This window comes from Lachnospira pectinoschiza, assembly GCF_900103815.1.
Taxonomy (GTDB): Bacteria; Bacillota; Clostridia; order Lachnospirales; family Lachnospiraceae; genus Lachnospira; species Lachnospira pectinoschiza_B.
Genome location: NZ_FNHZ01000004.1, coordinates 180,309 through 196,614, shown reverse-complemented (window position 1 = coordinate 196,614; position 16,306 = coordinate 180,309). Strand labels below are relative to the sequence as shown.

The window sequence follows — 16,306 nt, the reverse complement described above, 5'->3', positions numbered from 1 at the left end:
TGCTGTTTGGCTGGGGAGCGAGAGACGGGAGTAGTGGAAGACGGACGCCAAATGCGCTTTGCTGTTTGGCTGGGGAGTATTTCCGGGAGGTGCGTGGGGAAAGGGACGCCAAATGCGCGATGCTGTTTGGCTGGGGAGTATTTCCGGAAGTGGTGTGGGAGGGACGCCAAATGCACTTCGTTGTTTGGCTGTGTATCGCGGCCCGGACGCAAAGGCGCTACGCTGTTTGCTGTTTTTCTGCTTGTTTTTTGAATAAAATGGACATGGAGAGTATGGATGGCATATCTTCATATTTGTTAATTTACAAATCTATAAATTTACATAAAAAATACCGACTTCATCTTTAGAGTTATCCTTATTTAGAGTAACGTCTAATTCTGACAGTCGGTATTTTTATTCTTAGTAAAATCTAATTTTAAGCTTCTTTTTCTTCTTTGCTTAATGACTGCATATACTGATGCATTGATTCTGCTACGACTTTTGAATGTGCTACGGCTTCTACTACTGTTCTTGCGCCGTTTACAACGTCGCCGGATGCAAAGATTCCAGGTCTACTTGTGTGGCCTGTTTCGTCTGCATCGAGTAAGCCTCTTGCTGTTGCATTTAAGCCTTTTGTTGTATTAACAATGGCATTCTGTGGGCCTTGGCTGATGGATACGATGATGCTGTCTGCATCATAGAACTTATCAGTGCCTTCAATATCTGTTAATGTGCCATCTTCTGCTTCTTCTACTTCTCTTAAAATGATGCCGTCGTCTTTGATTTCAACTGGCTTTAAGTTGTAGAGGAACTTTACGCCTTCTAGCTGTGCGTATGAGAATTCATACTGGCTAGCTGCAACTTCCTTAGTGATTGATACACAAGTAAGGTCTTGTACACCTTTACGGATGGCTGTTCTTGCCACGTCCATAGCTGCATTTCCGGCACCGATTACGATTACTTTCTTGCCTAGCTTATAGCTATCTGGGTTGTTTAGGTAGTTGATACCAAAGTGAACATTTCCAAAGGTCTCACCTTTAATATGAAGTGAGTTTGGCTGCCATACGCCTGTTCCGATGAATATTGCCTTGTAGCCATCGCGGAATAAATCGTCGATGCCAATAGCTCCACCGATTCTTGTGTTTGGTCTTACCTGAATGCCTTTTAATTCAAGGTGACGGTATTCAAGGTCATCGATTACTGACTTTGGAAGTCTGAATTCTGGGATGCCGTAACGTAGTACGCCACCGATTTTATCTTTGCCTTCAAAAATAGTAACTTTATAACCGTATCTTGCTAAAATAATAGCAATTGTAATACCTGCAGGACCTGAACCAATGATTGCAACTCTCATGCCATTTGATGGCTTTGGGCCGGCAACCATTTTGTTTGCGTATGTTGTTGAAATGTAATTTTCTATTGTTGAGAAATGTACAGGTGCACCTTTTCTACCTAGAACGCAGTGTCCTTCACATTGTTTTTCATGATTACAAACCAAGCTACATACAGTTGTTAAAGGATTGTTCTCGAAAAGCATTTTTCCAGCTTCGTCTAACTTGTTCTCCTTTAAAAGTCTAATGGCAGTTGGGATGTCTGTGTGAATTGGACAACCTTTCTGACACTGCGGTACTTTACACTGCAAGCAACGGTTAGCTTCATCCATTACGTGTAATGCCATAACTTCTCCCTCTTTCTGCGCTTTCTCGCGCTTGTCTTTCTTATGTTAAAAATCATATCATTTTTTATTAAATTAGAAAAGAGAAATACAATAAATTAAAATATTAACAATCTTTTCTTCCAAATTGTTATGAAAAGATGTAAAATGTAACTATGAATAATGACACGTGAAAAATGCCAAATTTAAAATTTTGGGGTGATTTTTAATGGATAAACAAATTATTATATGCATTGGCAGACAGTATGGTTCTGGCGGTCATGAAATCGGGGAGAAGTTATCAAGGAGGCTTGGTATTTCATTTTTAGATAGGAAAATGTTAGACAAGCTGGTAACTAGCATAAAAGTGGACAAAAACGCCGCCGACAAGTATAAAAGGAAGAAACTTTTTACTAGGGAGTCGGATATTGTTATGGATAGCGTTGGGGCTGTGGTAAATGAATTGCAGTTTGACTATATTACAGAGATGGCAGACAGCGGGGTTAGTTTTGTAATTGTAGGCAGATTGGGAGATCAGGTGCTAAAGGGCCGTGAAAATGTGATTACCATTTTCATAACAGGTGACAAGCATGCAAGAATTGAAAGAATTATGTCAAAATATAAGGTGGACTTAGAGACGGCTAAGGAAAAGATAAGCAGGCATGATAGCAATAGAAAGAGATTTCACAACAGTCAGCTGCGCAACAGCTGGGGAAATGCTAAGCGTTATGACCTCTGCCTAAACAGTTCAAAGCTAGGTATAGATAAGAGTGTGGATTACATTATAGATTATCTAATGCTAAGATATGGCAGATCAAAATTCTAAGAGTTTAGAATTAAGGGAGCTTCTACCCTTTACTTAATTTCTTAAAATTTATATAATGGTAGGAGACTAAAAGAGAAAAATATTTAATAAGAGGTAAAAAATGAGATTAGATAAGTATTTAAAAGTATCTAGATTAATAAAGAGACGAACAGTAGCAAATGACGCTTGCGATGCAGGTCGAGTTACAATAAATGGAAAAGTTGCCAAGGCTTCTTATGATGTTAAGGTAGGCGATATTATCGACATCCAGTTTGGTAATAAGAACGTTAAAGCTAGGGTTACAGACGTAAAGGATGTAGTCAAGAAAGAAGAAGCTAAGGAAATGTTTGAGTATTTATAGATTGGGTTTGAAAAAATAGGAGAAATTATGGTTAGGGAATCAAGGAGAGAAAAGGAAAGAAGAAGAAAGCGCCAGCGTTGGTCTACAAAATTAGCTCTTGGAGCAGCTGTGGCGGTTCTTGCAATGTTTGCTTTACTACTTATAAATAATCAAATGAATTTAAATGCCAAGAACAGAGAACTTGAATCACAAATCAATGAGGTTCAATCACAGGTGGATGAAGAAACTCAGAGAGCTAATGACTTAGAGGACTATCAAGAATACATTCAATCAAAGAAATTTGTAGAGGAGATTGCAAAGAATAAGTTTGGATTAATCTGTCCAGATGAAATTATTTTTAAGGCCGATGAATAATAGAGTTAAGAGAGTATATGATTTTATAAATGAGAATAATATGCTAGAGAGCGCCAACTTGATAGTGGGACTATCAGGGGGCGCTGATTCTATTTGCTTAATTTCTATTCTAGATAGCTTTATTAAGGATAACAATCTAGACATTCATTTGCTGGCGGTCCATGTAAATCATGGGATTCGAGAAAATGCCACAAGGGACGAAAACTTTGTGAGAGATTTTTGTGAAAATAAGACAATCGATTTAGTGGTAAAAAGAATTGATTGCATTGGAATTGCAAAGGAATTAGGCCTTACAGTGGAAGAGGCAGGCAGATTAAAGCGTTATGAAATCTTTGAAGAGCTTGCAAAAGAGCTAGATGAAAAGATTGGGGCGACCACTAAAACAACTACTAAAACAGCAGCTAAAATAGCTAGTAAATTAGAAAACTTCAATAAGCCTACAAGAATCGCTGTTGCCCATCACCAAAACGATCAGGCAGAGACTATTCTTATGAACATGGCAAGGGGCACAAATCTTAAGGGCCTTAGGGGAATTAAGCCTGTAAGGGACAGAATTATTAGACCGCTTCTTTGCCTTAAAAGGTCTGAGATTGAGGAATATATAAGGGAGAATTCTCTTTCCTATGTAGTAGATGAGACGAATTTTAACAACGACTACACTAGGAATTCTATAAGAAATGTTATAATCCCAAGTTTTGAAAAAAATGTAAATAGTAATTTTGTAGAGAACCTCTCTAACATGGCTAGCCGTATGCAGTTAATGGAGGATTTTATTGAAAATGTCACAAGTGATTCATTTTCAAAAGCAGTCTTAGTAGAGGGCGAGGTCTATAAGATAAGTTTAAAAGAGTTAGCTTGTCTTGATAGATTTATTGCAAATGAGCTTATATATAGGGTTTTATCTTTGGCAGCAGCTGCTAAAAAAGACATATATGAGATAAATGTAAAAGACGTTTATAAATTAGTGAGCTTAGAAACTGGTAAGGAAGTAAGCCTTCCCTATGGTCTTGTGGCAAGAAAAGGCTATGAATACATTTTTGTAGAAAAAAGACATGCAATAAATATAGAAGAAAGTCAGAATATAAATATAGAAGATAATCCGGAAAAATTAAAACTAGAAATCGATTTGGAAGCTTTGAAAAAAACGGACATGGAAAATGAGCTTTTAATTGAAAGGGATTTTGATGCATTTTACAAAGGAAAAATTATTAAGATAAGGGGCCTTAAATTAAGACTAGTTGATAATAAAATTTCAATAAAAGACTATAACAGTGACTATGCTAAATGTTTTGATTATGATAAAATTAAATCAACAATAGTAATACGCTATAGAGAAGCAGGAGACTTTCTTGTGGTGGATGAACTTGGACATTCTCATAAGTTAAAGAATGAGTTTATTAATAGAAAGATTGATAGGGATTTTAGGAAATCTTGTCTATTAGTTTGTCAGGATAATGAGTGTTTATGGGCATTTGGCGTAAGAAGATCCGAATCTGCATTAGTTAGTGACACAACAAAAAAGGTTCTTATAGTCGAATTTCTATTGTAATTTTTAATGAACAGGACTTCACTACTTTAAAGTTGTAATAAGTTGGCTTGACGACTAAGATTATGGCACTATAATTAAATTTTATCTTATAATAAATAACTTATATTATAAAGATTAGGAAGATTTAATTTTGGAGGTAATATTATGGATAACCATTCAATTAGCGTACTAATTTCTGAGGATGAATTAGCTAAGAGAATTAACGAATTAGGCGAGAAGATTAACGAGGATTACGAAGGTAAGGAGGTTACACTTATTTGCATTCTTAAGGGAAGCATCTTCTTTACTTGCGAACTCGCTAAGAGAATCCATGTTCCAGTAATTATAGATTTTATTCAGGCTTCAAGCTACGGCAGTGGCACATCATCAAGCGGTACAGTTAAGATTAAGAAGGATCTTGATGAGAGCATTGAAGGCAAGGATGTAATTATTATTGAAGATATTATTGATTCAGGTAACACTTTATCAAAGTTAATCCCTCTTTTAGAAGAGAGAAAGCCTGCTAGCTTAGAGGTATGTACATTACTTGATAAGCCAGAGAGAAGAGAAGTTGAAGTTAATGTTAAATATAATGGTTTCAACATTCCAGATGAATTCGTTGTTGGATACGGTTTAGATTACGATCAGAAGTATAGAAACCTTCCATTTATCGGCGTTTTACATATGGATGAGAACTAATACCTAATTACATATAGAGTAATCTAGATAGATTATTAGGGGAAGAAAAACTATATAAGGAGGCTTGGGATGGAGTCAAAGAAGGACAACAAGTTTGGCGGAATGGGTGTTTACTTATTTGTCATTATTGTTATTGCAATTATTTGGTTCGCAGTTTATCTAATAGGTAACCAGTCAGCGGATTATACTTACAGCGATTTCAAAAAAGACATCAAAAATGAGAATATAACCTCCGTAGACATTAAGCAAAATTCAGAGGTACCAACAGGTGTAATTACTATTACACTTAATGATGATACTACTAAGAAACTTAATGTATCAGATGTAACAGAAGTAGAGTCGGTTCTTGAGGATAACGATATAGAATATACTCTAAAAGATGTAACAAGAGTTAGTGTGTGGGTAACAACGATTCTTCCATTTGTACTTAGCATTGTGGTAATTGTTATTATCTTAATGTTCATGACAAGACAGGCCAACGCAGGCAGTGGCGGTTCTAAGATGATGAACTTTGGTAAGAGTAGGGCTAAGCTAATTGATAACGAAGATAATCAGATTAAATTCGAGGATGTAGCTGGTCTTCAGGAAGAGAAGGAAGAATTAGAGGAAATCGTAGATTTTCTAAAGGATCCTACAAAATATACTAACTTAGGAGCGCGTATTCCAAAGGGTGTTATTTTGACAGGCCCTCCGGGAACAGGTAAGACTTTACTTGCTAAGGCCGTTGCAGGCGAGGCAGGGGTTCCATTCTTTAGTATTTCAGGTTCAGATTTCGTAGAAATGTTCGTAGGTGTTGGTGCATCTCGTGTACGTGATCTTTTCGAGGAAGCTAAGAAGAATTCTCCTTGTATAGTATTTATTGATGAAATTGATGCCGTTGCTAGACGTAGAGGTACTGGTATGGGTGGTGGCCACGATGAACGTGAGCAGACTCTAAATCAGTTACTTGTTGAGATGGATGGTTTCGGTGTAAACGAAGGTATTATTGTAGTAGCTGCTACGAACAGAGTAGATATCTTAGATCCAGCTATTTTAAGACCTGGTCGTTTTGATAGAAAGGTTGTAGTTGGTAGACCTGATGTTAGAGCTAGACTTGAGATTTTAAATGTACATGCTAAAAAGAAGCCACTTGGTGATGATGTAGATTTAGATAGTTTATCAAGAACTACAGCAGGCTTTACTGGTGCAGACCTTGAAAATCTTCTTAATGAAGCAGCAATTAATGCCGCTAAGAATCAGAGAAGATACATTAGTGATGAAGATGTAAAGTATGCCTTTGTTAAGGTTGGCATTGGTGTTGAAAAGAAGAGTAAGATCATTTCTGAAAAGGAAAAGAAGATTACAGCCTATCACGAGTCAGGCCATGCAATTCTTTTCCATGTATTACCAGATGTTGGTCCTGTTCATTCGGTTTCAATTATTCCAACAGGTCAGGGAGCTGCAGGTTATACAATGCCTCTTCCTGAGAAGGATGAAATGTTTAATACTAAGGGAAAGATGTTACAAGACATTATTGTTAGCTTAGGTGGTAGAGTAGCTGAAGAGCTTATCTTTGATGATATTACAACAGGTGCATCACAGGATATTAAGCAGGCAACTCAGACTGCAAGAGCAATGGTTACAAAGTATGGTTTCTCAGAAAAGCTTGGTACAATCAATTATGATAATGACAATGACGAAGTATTCATTGGTAGAGACCTTGCTCATACAAGACCTTACGGCGAAGCTATTGCAGCAACTATCGATGAAGAAGTTAAGAGAATCGTCTCTGATTGTTATGACAAGGCTAGAAAGATTATCACTGATAACAGAGATATCTTAGAGAAGTCAGCTAATCTCCTTCTTGAAAAAGAGAAGATTACAAGAGAAGAATTCGAGGCTTTATTTGATGAGGATAGCACAGTAACAGAGTAAGAAATACATTTTTATAAAGATTAATTAGGATCGGTTTCGTAAAGAGGCCGGTCCTTTTTTTACAAAACTTGCCAAGAATTAAAAATTTCGTTATACTGTTATGGGTAATGTAAATTTATGTCTATTATGAAAGGAGGATAAACGCATGAACGATATTCCAGGACGAAGTATGGATGATTCTGTTCCATTGCAGAATTTATTTTTTGGAAAATGTATTTCTTGTGTGAAGTCTTCCTCATTTATATATATTTTCTAAGAAGTTATTCTGTCGAATCGAATTAATCTATCGAGTTTATTCATACTTTTAATTTAATAAGGAGCAGAATCATAAGCTTTCCTACTAGTTCACAGGCGTTAATATGAACTTATGATGAATGAGAAAAATGTACTACTTACGACTCTATTAGAGAATCGTGAGTATCTTAATGTGCGCAAAGAATTGCTAGAAATGAATGAAGTGGATGTAGCAAATTTTATTGAAGAGGCACCAGCAGAAGAAGCAGCTATTGTTTTTAGAATGTTACCAAAGGATTTGGCAGCAGATGTATTCACTGAATTTAACACAGACATGAAGCACCACCTTGTGGTGACCATGACAGACCAGGAACTTTATAGTATTATCAATGATTTAGCTGTAGATGATGCGGTAGATATGTTAGAGGAGATGCCAGCTACAGTTGTAGAGCGTGTGCTAAAGACAGCAGATCCTAACATGAGAAATACTATCAATCAGTTTATGCAGTATAAAAAGGACTCAGCAGCCAGTGTTATGACCCCTGAGTTTATTGGCTTAAAAGAGGACATGACTGTAAGAGAGGCCATTGACTATATTAGGGAAAATGGTCAGGATAGTGAGACTATTTATACTTGCTATGTTATGGATGCCAAGAGAGTTCTTGAGGGAGTAGTAACTGTTAAGACCCTTTTGGTTTCAGAACTTGATAAGAAGATTTCTGAGATTATGTCTAAAAATGTAATCTCTGTCACAACGGATGAAGATCAGGAAGAGGCTGCAAAGATAATTTCTAAGTATGACTTCCTTGCTTTGCCAGTTGTAGATAGTGAGAACAGATTAGTAGGTATTATTACCTACGATGATGCCATGGATGTCATGACAGAAGAGACAACTGAAGATATTGAGCGAATGGGTGCCATGGTGCCATCAGAGACACCTTATCTTAAGACACCAGTAATTAAGCTAGCTAAGAATAGAATTGTTTGGCTTATGGTGCTTATGATTACAGATATGATTAGTGGCGGAATACTTGCTAGTTGGCAGGAGGCTTTTACTGCAATGCCAATTCTTATTTCCTTTATTCCAATGCTAACTGATACAGGCGGAAATGCCGGTGGTCAAGCATCTACTCTTATTATTCGTTCTCTTGCTATGGGAGAGATTAGACCAAAGGATTGGTATAGAGTTTGGTGGAAAGAGGCTAGAGTAGCGGTTATTTGTGGTTTCCTCTTGGCAGTATTTGATGTGGCTAGAATCTGGATTATGTACCCAGGTCAGTATTTAGTAGGTATTACAATTGGTATCGCTCTATTTTGTACAGTAGTTATGGCTAAGTCAGTAGGTGGAATCCTACCTTTAATTGCAGCTAAGTTAAAGCTTGACCCAGCTGTTATGGCTTCACCAGTTATTACAACTATTGTAGATGCAGGTAGTTTACTAATTTATTTAAATACAGCAGCATTCTTATTAAGAATATAAAAATTAATTGTGTAAAGTTTGGCTAGGTTTATACCTAGCCTTACTTTTTTGATGGTTTGTTAAAAAATAGTCATTCAAATTTGATTGAAATAGCCAAAAAATCACGGATTGTATTCTGTATACATGATACAATTATGCATAACTACCAAAAATTTCTTAATTTTTTTGGTATGTTTGGTAACACTTTCGATTGCTGATTTGCTATTATAATAACTGTAAAAACCCCCAATACATTATATATTTTTTGCTACACCCCATAATAAGTGAAATACCTTCTCGTGAATAAATCGATCCCCCCAGATTTATTTATTCAGAGGAAATGGGAACGTAAGGAGACGTGCTATAGCACGTCTTTTTTCTTTTTATTCTAATATTCTAAATGAGCGTTTATGATTGAAATCCGATATATTTATTATATTATTCCTAGATTTAACTTGAAAAAATTAACTATACGATATAAAATTATTTTAAAGATATAGCTAAGGGGAGAAGTGTCCTATGAGGTTAATGAGAACATTTGAAAACCTAGCAGATTGGGAGAAGAAAGCTGTATTTATGTGCGGTGTAAAGCCTACACTACACACTAAGTACTTATTTTCTGATGGAACTAAAGATTATAGAAGGCCAGAAGAGCCAATGCCTGGGGACGAGGTGGCTATTCGCCTAAGAACAGGAAGGTTTAATGTTGATAGGGCAATCTTAGTTGCTAATAATGTGGAATATGTCATGAACAGAGTAGAATCAGACATTGTATTTGATTATTACGAGGCTAAGATAAAGGTTGGAAATGACAGGGTCTTTTATTATTTTAAGGTAGAAATTGGTAAGGCAATCGGGTATTACAATCAAATCGGGGCAACAAAAGATTTGAATCCTTATTATAATTTCCAAATTTCACCAGGTTTCAAAACACCTGCATGGGCGAAGGGTGCAGTTATGTACCAAATCTACGTGGATAGATTTTACAATGGAGATGAATCTAATGATGTATTAGATGACGAATATAGCTATATAGGAGAGCATGTTACTTCTGTAAAGGACTGGGGAAAATATCCTGCAGCCATGGGCGTTAGGGAGTTTTATGGCGGCGATTTACAAGGGGTGCTTGATAAGCTCGACTATTTAGAGTCCTTAGGGATTGAGGTTATTTATCTTAATCCTATATTTGTATCGCCATCTAATCACAAATACGATATACAGGATTACGATCATATTGATCCACACTTTGGAGTTATTGTGTCTGACAAGGGTGAGTTACTTGATAAGGAAGATCAAGATAACACCCATGCCACACGTTTTATTGATAGAGTTACAAATAAGAAAAACCTTGATGCTAGTAACGAGTTTTTTGCAAAGTTTATGAAGGAAGTTCATAAGCGAGGTATGAAGGTCATTATTGATGGCGTGTTTAATCATTGCGGTTCCTTTAATAAGTGGCTAGATAGAGAGCATTTATACAGCTCTTCTAATACAAAATATGAAACGGGGGCCTACGAGGTTGCAGAAAGTCCTTATAATTCTTTCTTTAAGTTTTATAGTAATCAGTGGCCAGATAATGATTCTTACGACGGTTGGTGGGGCCATGATACTTTGCCAACACTAAATTACGAAGAGTCAAAGAAGCTAGAGGAATACATTTTAAATATTGGAAAAAAATGGGTTTCACCACCCTACAATGTTGATGGATGGCGACTTGACGTTGCAGCAGACTTAGGACATAGCGCTGATTATAACCACGAGTTTTGGCGAAAGTTTAGAAAGGTGGTTAAGAAGGCTAATCCTAATGCCATTATTTTGGCTGAAAATTATGGCGATTCTTATGACTGGTTGCAGGGAGATCAGTGGGATACCATTATGAACTACGATGCCTTTATGGAGCCTATTACTTGGTTTTTAACGGGTATGGAAAAGCACAGTGATGAGTTTAGGGCAGATTCTGTGGGAAATCCTGATTATTTCTTTGGGGCAATGAGACATAACATGGCAAGAATGGGCCATCAAAGCTACATGATTTCCATGAATGAGCTTTCAAACCACGACCACTCTAGATTCCTTACAAGAACTAATAGAATGGTAGGTAGAACGGCTAGCCTTGGTCCTGAGAAGGCTTCTGAAAATGTAAACAAGTCCGTATTTAAAGAAGCGGTAGTCATGCAGTTTACTTGGCCGGGAGCTCCAACAATTTACTATGGAGATGAAGCGGGAGTTTGTGGATTTACAGATCCAGATAATAGAAGAACTTATCCATGGGGAAGTGAAGATAAGGAATTAATAGCTTTTCATAGGGATATTATTAAGATGCATAATGAAAATCAAGTGTTTAGAATAGGCTCTTATAAGCCACTTTACTCTGAGCATAACATTTTATCCTATGCAAGGTTTACAAGGGAAGATTCAGCAGTGGTTATTATTAATAACAGCGAGGATGAAAGAAGAATTAGAATATCCTTAGTAGAGGCTGGCTTCTCATATGATGATGACGTGGAACAGATAATGGTTACTTTTGAAAATGGATATAGTACCGATAAGCTAGGATATCATTTAAAGAACGGATGGCTAGATATTGGACTTAGAAAGACATCAGCAGTTGTATTAAGACGCTTAAGGTGGTAAAATAGGGTAGTGAATTGGACAAAATCTAATTCACTACCATTTGTTTTTTAGGCAAATGTCATCGTTAGGCCCTAAGATATTATTAACTTAACCTAACCGAAATAAGAAGAAGTGCGAGGATTTTTTATAATGGCTACGGATAATAACAACGGGGGTAAAGCTAAGATTAAGATTAACCGTAAGATGAGAACTTGGAACAAGTTTAAGAAGTATATTATAGGTGGGGGTTTGGCGATTCTAGTTGTTGTACTTGCAATTGTATTTGCTAGTGTATTAACTAAAAAGTCAGTTAAATCTACAAACAATAAAGAGACTACAGCAGTAGCTGAATCAACTACAGCAGTAGTAGCTGAAACAGAAGCTCAGACAGAGACTCAGACAGAGACAGAAACAGAGACAACTACAGCCGCTGCAACAGGCAATAGCTATTCAGTATCTGCAACAGCAGCAAGTGAGACTTATACATCAAGCTCTTTTTATGATAATGCAGCATTCCTTGGTGATTCAGTAGTAAGTGGTATTAGTTACTATGGTTATGCTTCATCAACTAATGTAGTAGCAGACGCTAACATGACAACAGATAAGGCAGCAGGATATGTTGATTCAGTTGCAGCAATCAATCCTGAGGTTGTTTATATAATGGTTGGTCTTAATGATTTCAACTATGGTACAAGATCATCTAATGATGCATATCAGTATATGCTTAAGTTAGTATCATCACTTAAAGAGAAATTACCTAATGCAAGCATTGTTGTTCTTTCAGTAACACCAATTAGCCAGACTTATGATGATGGTCATAATGCTAATCAGACAGATATTGATACATACAACAATTTATTAAGCGAGGGTGCAAGCTCTAACGGATATACATTCGTTAATGTTGCAGATGCATTTAAGGATTCAACAGGTCACTTATCATCAGATATGACTAATGCAGGTTATGAACTTAAGCCTGACTACTATCCATTCTTACTTAATAAGATTGCAGAGTGTTTACAGTAATAGACTAATGGGGAGTTAAGCTCCCATAAAGACTTGATAATATTTAGAAATTGATGCTAAAGTTCTTGGTGTGCGAGGACTTTAGCATTTTTAATCAGTTGGACTAAGCTCTAACTAAGTTTTGATACGGAGGAATTTATGAAATTTCATGTTTTAACATTATTTCCCCAGATGATTATGGATGCTCTTAATACTAGTATTACAGGCAGAGCAATAGATAAAGGTATCCTCTCAGTTAATGCGGTGGATATAAGAGACTATACTCACGACAAGCACCTTAAGGTGGATGACTATCCTTATGGTGGTGGAGCCGGAATGGTAATGCAGCCGGGTCCTGTTGTGGAGTGTTATGAAAATATTGTCACTAAGGGAACAAAGCCAAGGGTGGTTTATATGACTCCCCAGGGAGAAACATTTTCACAGGCAAAGGCCAAGGAATTAGCACAGGAAGAGGAATTAGTTATTCTTTGTGGACACTACGAGGGCATTGATGAGAGAGCTCTAGAGGAGATAGTTACAGACTATATCTCTATTGGAGACTATGTGCTTACAGGTGGTGAGCTTGCGGCTATGGTAGTTATTGATTCTATTTCAAGACTTGTGCCGGGGGTCCTTAATAACGATGTTTCCGCTGAAACTGAGAGCTTTTCTGATGGCTTATTAGAATACCCTCAGTACACACGTCCTGTGGAATTTAGAGGCAAAAAGGTGCCGGAGGTATTACTTTCAGGACATCATGCCAAAATCGATGAATGGAGACATGAGAAGTCTTTAGAGAGGACAAAGCGCTTTAGACCAGATCTTTATGAGGCCTACTTAAAAGATCATCCAGAAGAAAGGAAAAATTAATGGCGACTAAAAGGACCAAGGAGATTTTAGCTCTTTTAGATGAGCATTATGGAAGGGATTTTAGGGTTAGTTTAAATTACAACAGCCCTTGGGAGTTACTAGTGGCTACTATGATGTCGGCTCAGTGTACAGACGAGCGTGTCAATTTAGTTACTAAGGAGCTTTTTAAGAAATATAAGACAGTTTCTGATTTTGCAAAGGCTGACTTAAAAGAGCTTGAAAAGGATATCCATTCCGTTGGATTTTATCACAATAAGGCAAAGAACATTATTGCCACAGCTAAGATTTTGTTGGAGAAATATAATGGCGAGGTGCCAAGCAAGCTAGAGGACTTAACTAGTCTTGCGGGAGTTGGAAGAAAGACAGCCAATGTCATAAGGGGTAACATTTTCAATGATCCAAGTATTGTGGTGGATACTCATGTAAAGAGAATTTCTAATAGACTTGGCTTTACTAAGGAAACGGACCCTGAAAAGATTGAGTTTGAGCTTATGAAGGTTTTGCCAAAGGATCATTGGATTTTGTATAATATCCAGATTATTACTTTTGGTAGGGAGATTTGTGTGGCAAGAAAGCCCCTTTGCGATAAGTGTTTTCTAAAGGATATTTGTAAGGAGAAAGTATGTTAAATAGATTTGTTGCCCTAGACCTTGAAACTACTGGGGTTGATCCTAGTAACGACGAGATTATTGAAATTGGCATGGCAAGAATTGTGGAGGGGAAAGTTGTTGCGACTTTTAATCAGCTAGTGAATCCTGACACAGAGCTTAGCCAGAGAATTATAGATATTACTTCAATTACACCTCTCGATTTAATTGGTAAGCCAAGCATTGAAGAGATAATTGGAGATGCGGTGGAATTTATAGGGGACGATGTGATTTTAGGTCACAATGTTGCCTTTGATTATAGCTTTTTAAAGGTGGCAGCTAAGGCTAATAATAAAAATATACCTAATAAGGTTATTGATACGCTTAAAATCGCAAGAAAGTTATTGCCAGAGCTTCCCTCAAGAAAATTAGTGGATTTATGTGCTTACTTTAACATAGATCCAGGACATTCTCATAGAGCCTATGATGATGCCATTAGTGCCTTTAGACTTTATGAAAAGTTGGCGGCATTAACTAGTGATGAGGAATTAATAAATGGAGCAGAGGAGGTCTTTTATTCAATAAAGAAGACATCGCCTATTACGGCTGCCCAGATTAGATTCCTTTCATCCCTTTGTGCACAGCATAATTTGACTCTTGAAAAGTCTATAGAAGAATTTACAAAGAGTGAGGCTTCAAAGGCTATTGATGGGATTTTATCAAATTACGGTAGATAGCCTTTGAAGAAAAAGGACATATAAAAAGCGAGCAAGGAGATAATCTCTTTGCTCGCATATTTTTTAATCTAGAAAGGAGCTATTGGACTTCTTTGCTAGTTCAATGGTGAAGGTAAATTCTGTACCGACACCTACTGTACTGATTACATCGATGTTTTCATCGTGGGCTGCAATAACTTCCTTGGTAATTGAAAGGCCAAGGCCTGAACCCTTCTTATCTCTACCTCTTGAGGCATCTGATTTGTAGAATCTATCAAAAATCTTATCAAGATTTTCCTTTGGAATTCCACAACCGTGATCCTTTACAGAAACAAAGGCTTTTTCGCCTCGTTCCTTAACGGTAATTGCAATGGTTGAGTGGTCTGGGCTAAATTTAATAGCATTATCAATTAAGTTATAAATAACCTGACCAATCTTTGATTTATCTCCCTTAACTAATTCCTTAGAGCTTGCGTAAATTATTGAGAAGTTTATGTGTCTTTGTTTACATTTTCCTTCAAAAGTCTCAACGGTGTGTCTTATGATGGAATTTAAATCAAAGGTTGTAATCTCGAGGCGCACACTCTTAGGGTCAAGCTCGTTAAGAGTTAAAATGTTACTAGTTAATTTAGTAAGTCTATCTGTTTCAAATAGAATTATTCGAATATATTTCTTAATCATTTCTGGTGGAACTGTTCCATCTTCAATGGCTTCAAGATAGCCCTTAATTGAGGTAAGAGGCGATCTAAAATCATGGGAAATATTGGATAGGAACTTTTGCTGGAACATATCCATATCTCCAACTTGATTTGCCATATATTCAAGGGAAGAGCTTAACCTACCGATTTCGTCGGTATTTTTAATATTAATCTTGTAGTCAAAATTACCTTTACCATATTCTTCCGTTGCCTTGATAATCTTCTTAAGAGGTTTGTGCACCTGAATAAAGTAGACAATCAAAAAGGCTAGGGTTAGCACAAGCACGATTGTTAGGGTGATGTAGTTTATGTTAAAGGTGGCATCAACTCTTTCTTGCACCACGGATTCTGGCATGCTAATAACTACGTAACCCTTAACTTCATAGGTGTAGGTTATTGGCGCATATACTGTGATTGCGGGACTGTCAAAAGTTCCATAAAAATCGCTATATTCCGTGTGTCTTCCCTTTAACTTGCTATAATCAAAGCCCTCTACGGTGTAGAGCACATTTGAATCGCTGCTGTTGCTATTATCATATTCTGTATCAAGTACCACAGTTCCATTTGGTTCTATGAAAATGATACGAGTGCCGTCAAGCTTAGAAATAGTCGCTAATTCTAGCTCAATTTCACGTAAATGTGATTCACTAAAATAATCTAGAGCATATTCACTAGATATCTGGGTTGCCATTGAATACATATTCTCTGCATAGTAATGGTACTCCCTGTTGTAGTGAGTTTTATAACATACAGTATTAACTAAAATTAGGCTACAGGCAGTAATTAGCACATATATCAAAATATGTTTATAAAGCATTTTATAGCGCATATTA

Annotated in this window: 15 protein-coding genes; 13 read left to right on the top strand and 2 right to left on the bottom strand. The window is 36.8% G+C overall.

Annotation, left to right across the window (positions count from 1 at the left end):
- Nucleotides 1–347, top strand: a 347-nt coding sequence (locus BLQ66_RS12090) for a hypothetical protein (RefSeq protein ID WP_207645141.1), incomplete at its 5' end; no start/stop codon positions are given.
- A gap of 68 nt (nt 348–415) precedes the next feature.
- Here the strand turns inward: BLQ66_RS12090 and BLQ66_RS07955 are convergent.
- Complete coding sequence (locus BLQ66_RS07955; RefSeq protein WP_074521698.1) at nt 416–1,657, bottom strand: NAD(P)-dependent oxidoreductase; 1,242 nt, start codon at nt 1,655–1,657, stop codon at nt 416–418.
- A gap of 205 nt (nt 1,658–1,862) precedes the next feature.
- Here BLQ66_RS07955 and BLQ66_RS07950 point away from each other — a divergent pair, with 205 nt between their 5' ends.
- The 12 genes from BLQ66_RS07950 (at nt 1,863) to BLQ66_RS07895 (ending at nt 14,796) form a co-directional block, all read left to right on the top strand.
- A complete protein-coding gene (locus BLQ66_RS07950) occupies nt 1,863–2,459 on the top strand; it encodes a cytidylate kinase-like family protein (RefSeq protein ID WP_027430956.1) in 597 nt (198 codons plus the stop codon).
- A 100-nt stretch (nt 2,460–2,559) separates the two neighbouring features.
- Nucleotides 2,560–2,799, top strand: coding sequence for an RNA-binding S4 domain-containing protein (locus tag BLQ66_RS07945; protein ID WP_027430955.1), 240 nt, complete (start codon nt 2,560–2,562; stop codon nt 2,797–2,799).
- A 27-nt stretch (nt 2,800–2,826) separates the two neighbouring features.
- Nucleotides 2,827–3,153 carry a septum formation initiator family protein gene (locus BLQ66_RS07940; protein WP_074521697.1) on the top strand — a complete coding sequence of 109 codons (327 nt, stop codon included), beginning with the start codon at nt 2,827–2,829 and terminating at the stop codon, nt 3,151–3,153.
- Nucleotides 3,125–4,702 (top strand): tRNA lysidine(34) synthetase TilS, encoded by a 1,578-nt coding sequence (tilS, locus tag BLQ66_RS07935; RefSeq protein WP_083330312.1) that lies wholly within the window; start codon nt 3,125–3,127, stop codon nt 4,700–4,702. Before BLQ66_RS07940 ends, tilS begins: the two co-directional genes overlap by 29 nt.
- Before the next feature lie 144 nt (nt 4,703–4,846).
- On the top strand, nt 4,847–5,380 hold the full coding sequence (gene hpt, locus BLQ66_RS07930) for a hypoxanthine phosphoribosyltransferase (RefSeq protein ID WP_074521695.1): 534 nt from the start codon (nt 4,847–4,849) through the stop codon (nt 5,378–5,380).
- 69 nt (nt 5,381–5,449) lie between these two features.
- Nucleotides 5,450–7,294: an ATP-dependent zinc metalloprotease FtsH gene (gene ftsH, locus BLQ66_RS07925; RefSeq protein ID WP_074521694.1), complete on the top strand. Its 1,845-nt coding sequence runs from the start codon at nt 5,450–5,452 to the stop codon at nt 7,292–7,294.
- A gap of 367 nt (nt 7,295–7,661) precedes the next feature.
- A complete protein-coding gene (mgtE, locus tag BLQ66_RS07920; protein WP_242869337.1) occupies nt 7,662–9,008 on the top strand; it encodes a magnesium transporter in 1,347 nt (448 codons plus the stop codon).
- A 498-nt stretch (nt 9,009–9,506) separates the two neighbouring features.
- On the top strand, nt 9,507–11,621 hold the full coding sequence (locus BLQ66_RS07915; RefSeq protein ID WP_074521693.1) for a glycoside hydrolase family 13 protein: 2,115 nt from the start codon (nt 9,507–9,509) through the stop codon (nt 11,619–11,621).
- Nucleotides 11,622–11,750: 129 nt separating this feature from the next.
- Nucleotides 11,751–12,623 (top strand): GDSL-type esterase/lipase family protein, encoded by an 873-nt coding sequence (locus BLQ66_RS07910; RefSeq protein WP_074521692.1) that lies wholly within the window; start codon nt 11,751–11,753, stop codon nt 12,621–12,623.
- 138 nt (nt 12,624–12,761) lie between these two features.
- A complete protein-coding gene (gene trmD, locus BLQ66_RS07905) occupies nt 12,762–13,472 on the top strand; it encodes a tRNA (guanosine(37)-N1)-methyltransferase TrmD (RefSeq protein WP_074521691.1) in 711 nt (236 codons plus the stop codon).
- Nucleotides 13,472–14,101: an endonuclease III gene (gene nth / locus BLQ66_RS07900; protein WP_074521690.1), complete on the top strand. Its 630-nt coding sequence runs from the start codon at nt 13,472–13,474 to the stop codon at nt 14,099–14,101. Before trmD ends, nth begins: the two co-directional genes overlap by 1 nt.
- Nucleotides 14,095–14,796 (top strand): 3'-5' exonuclease, encoded by a 702-nt coding sequence (locus BLQ66_RS07895; RefSeq protein ID WP_074521689.1) that lies wholly within the window; start codon nt 14,095–14,097, stop codon nt 14,794–14,796. Before nth ends, BLQ66_RS07895 begins: the two co-directional genes overlap by 7 nt.
- A gap of 63 nt (nt 14,797–14,859) precedes the next feature.
- On the opposite strand, the gene BLQ66_RS07890 is transcribed toward BLQ66_RS07895, so the two are convergent.
- The gene (locus BLQ66_RS07890) at nt 14,860–16,302 is read right to left on the bottom strand and encodes a HAMP domain-containing sensor histidine kinase (RefSeq protein WP_074521688.1); all 1,443 of its coding nucleotides are present in this window, start codon (nt 16,300–16,302) and stop codon (nt 14,860–14,862) included.
- Nucleotides 16,303–16,306 lie beyond the last annotated feature (4 nt).

What these genes read in the sequence shown, in the direction of transcription:
- nth (WP_074521690.1), top strand. Translation starts at nt 13,472, where the DNA reads ATGGCGACTAAAAGGACCAAGGAGATTTTAGCTCTTTTAGATGAGCAT.
- BLQ66_RS07915 (WP_074521693.1), top strand. Translation starts at nt 9,507, where the DNA reads ATGAGGTTAATGAGAACATTTGAAAACCTAGCAGATTGGGAGAAGAAA.
- trmD (WP_074521691.1), top strand. Translation starts at nt 12,762, where the DNA reads ATGAAATTTCATGTTTTAACATTATTTCCCCAGATGATTATGGATGCT.
- BLQ66_RS07910 (WP_074521692.1), top strand. Translation starts at nt 11,751, where the DNA reads ATGGCTACGGATAATAACAACGGGGGTAAAGCTAAGATTAAGATTAAC.
- BLQ66_RS07940 (WP_074521697.1), top strand. Translation starts at nt 2,827, where the DNA reads ATGGTTAGGGAATCAAGGAGAGAAAAGGAAAGAAGAAGAAAGCGCCAG.
- ftsH (WP_074521694.1), top strand. Translation starts at nt 5,450, where the DNA reads ATGGAGTCAAAGAAGGACAACAAGTTTGGCGGAATGGGTGTTTACTTA.
- BLQ66_RS07890 (WP_074521688.1), bottom strand. Translation starts at nt 16,302, where the DNA reads ATGCGCTATAAAATGCTTTATAAACATATTTTGATATATGTGCTAATT.
- BLQ66_RS07950 (WP_027430956.1), top strand. Translation starts at nt 1,863, where the DNA reads ATGGATAAACAAATTATTATATGCATTGGCAGACAGTATGGTTCTGGC.
- mgtE (WP_242869337.1), top strand. Translation starts at nt 7,662, where the DNA reads ATGATGAATGAGAAAAATGTACTACTTACGACTCTATTAGAGAATCGT.
- hpt (WP_074521695.1), top strand. Translation starts at nt 4,847, where the DNA reads ATGGATAACCATTCAATTAGCGTACTAATTTCTGAGGATGAATTAGCT.
- BLQ66_RS07955 (WP_074521698.1), bottom strand. Translation starts at nt 1,657, where the DNA reads ATGGCATTACACGTAATGGATGAAGCTAACCGTTGCTTGCAGTGTAAA.
- BLQ66_RS07945 (WP_027430955.1), top strand. Translation starts at nt 2,560, where the DNA reads ATGAGATTAGATAAGTATTTAAAAGTATCTAGATTAATAAAGAGACGA.
- tilS (WP_083330312.1), top strand. Translation starts at nt 3,125, where the DNA reads ATGAAATTATTTTTAAGGCCGATGAATAATAGAGTTAAGAGAGTATAT.
- BLQ66_RS07895 (WP_074521689.1), top strand. Translation starts at nt 14,095, where the DNA reads ATGTTAAATAGATTTGTTGCCCTAGACCTTGAAACTACTGGGGTTGAT.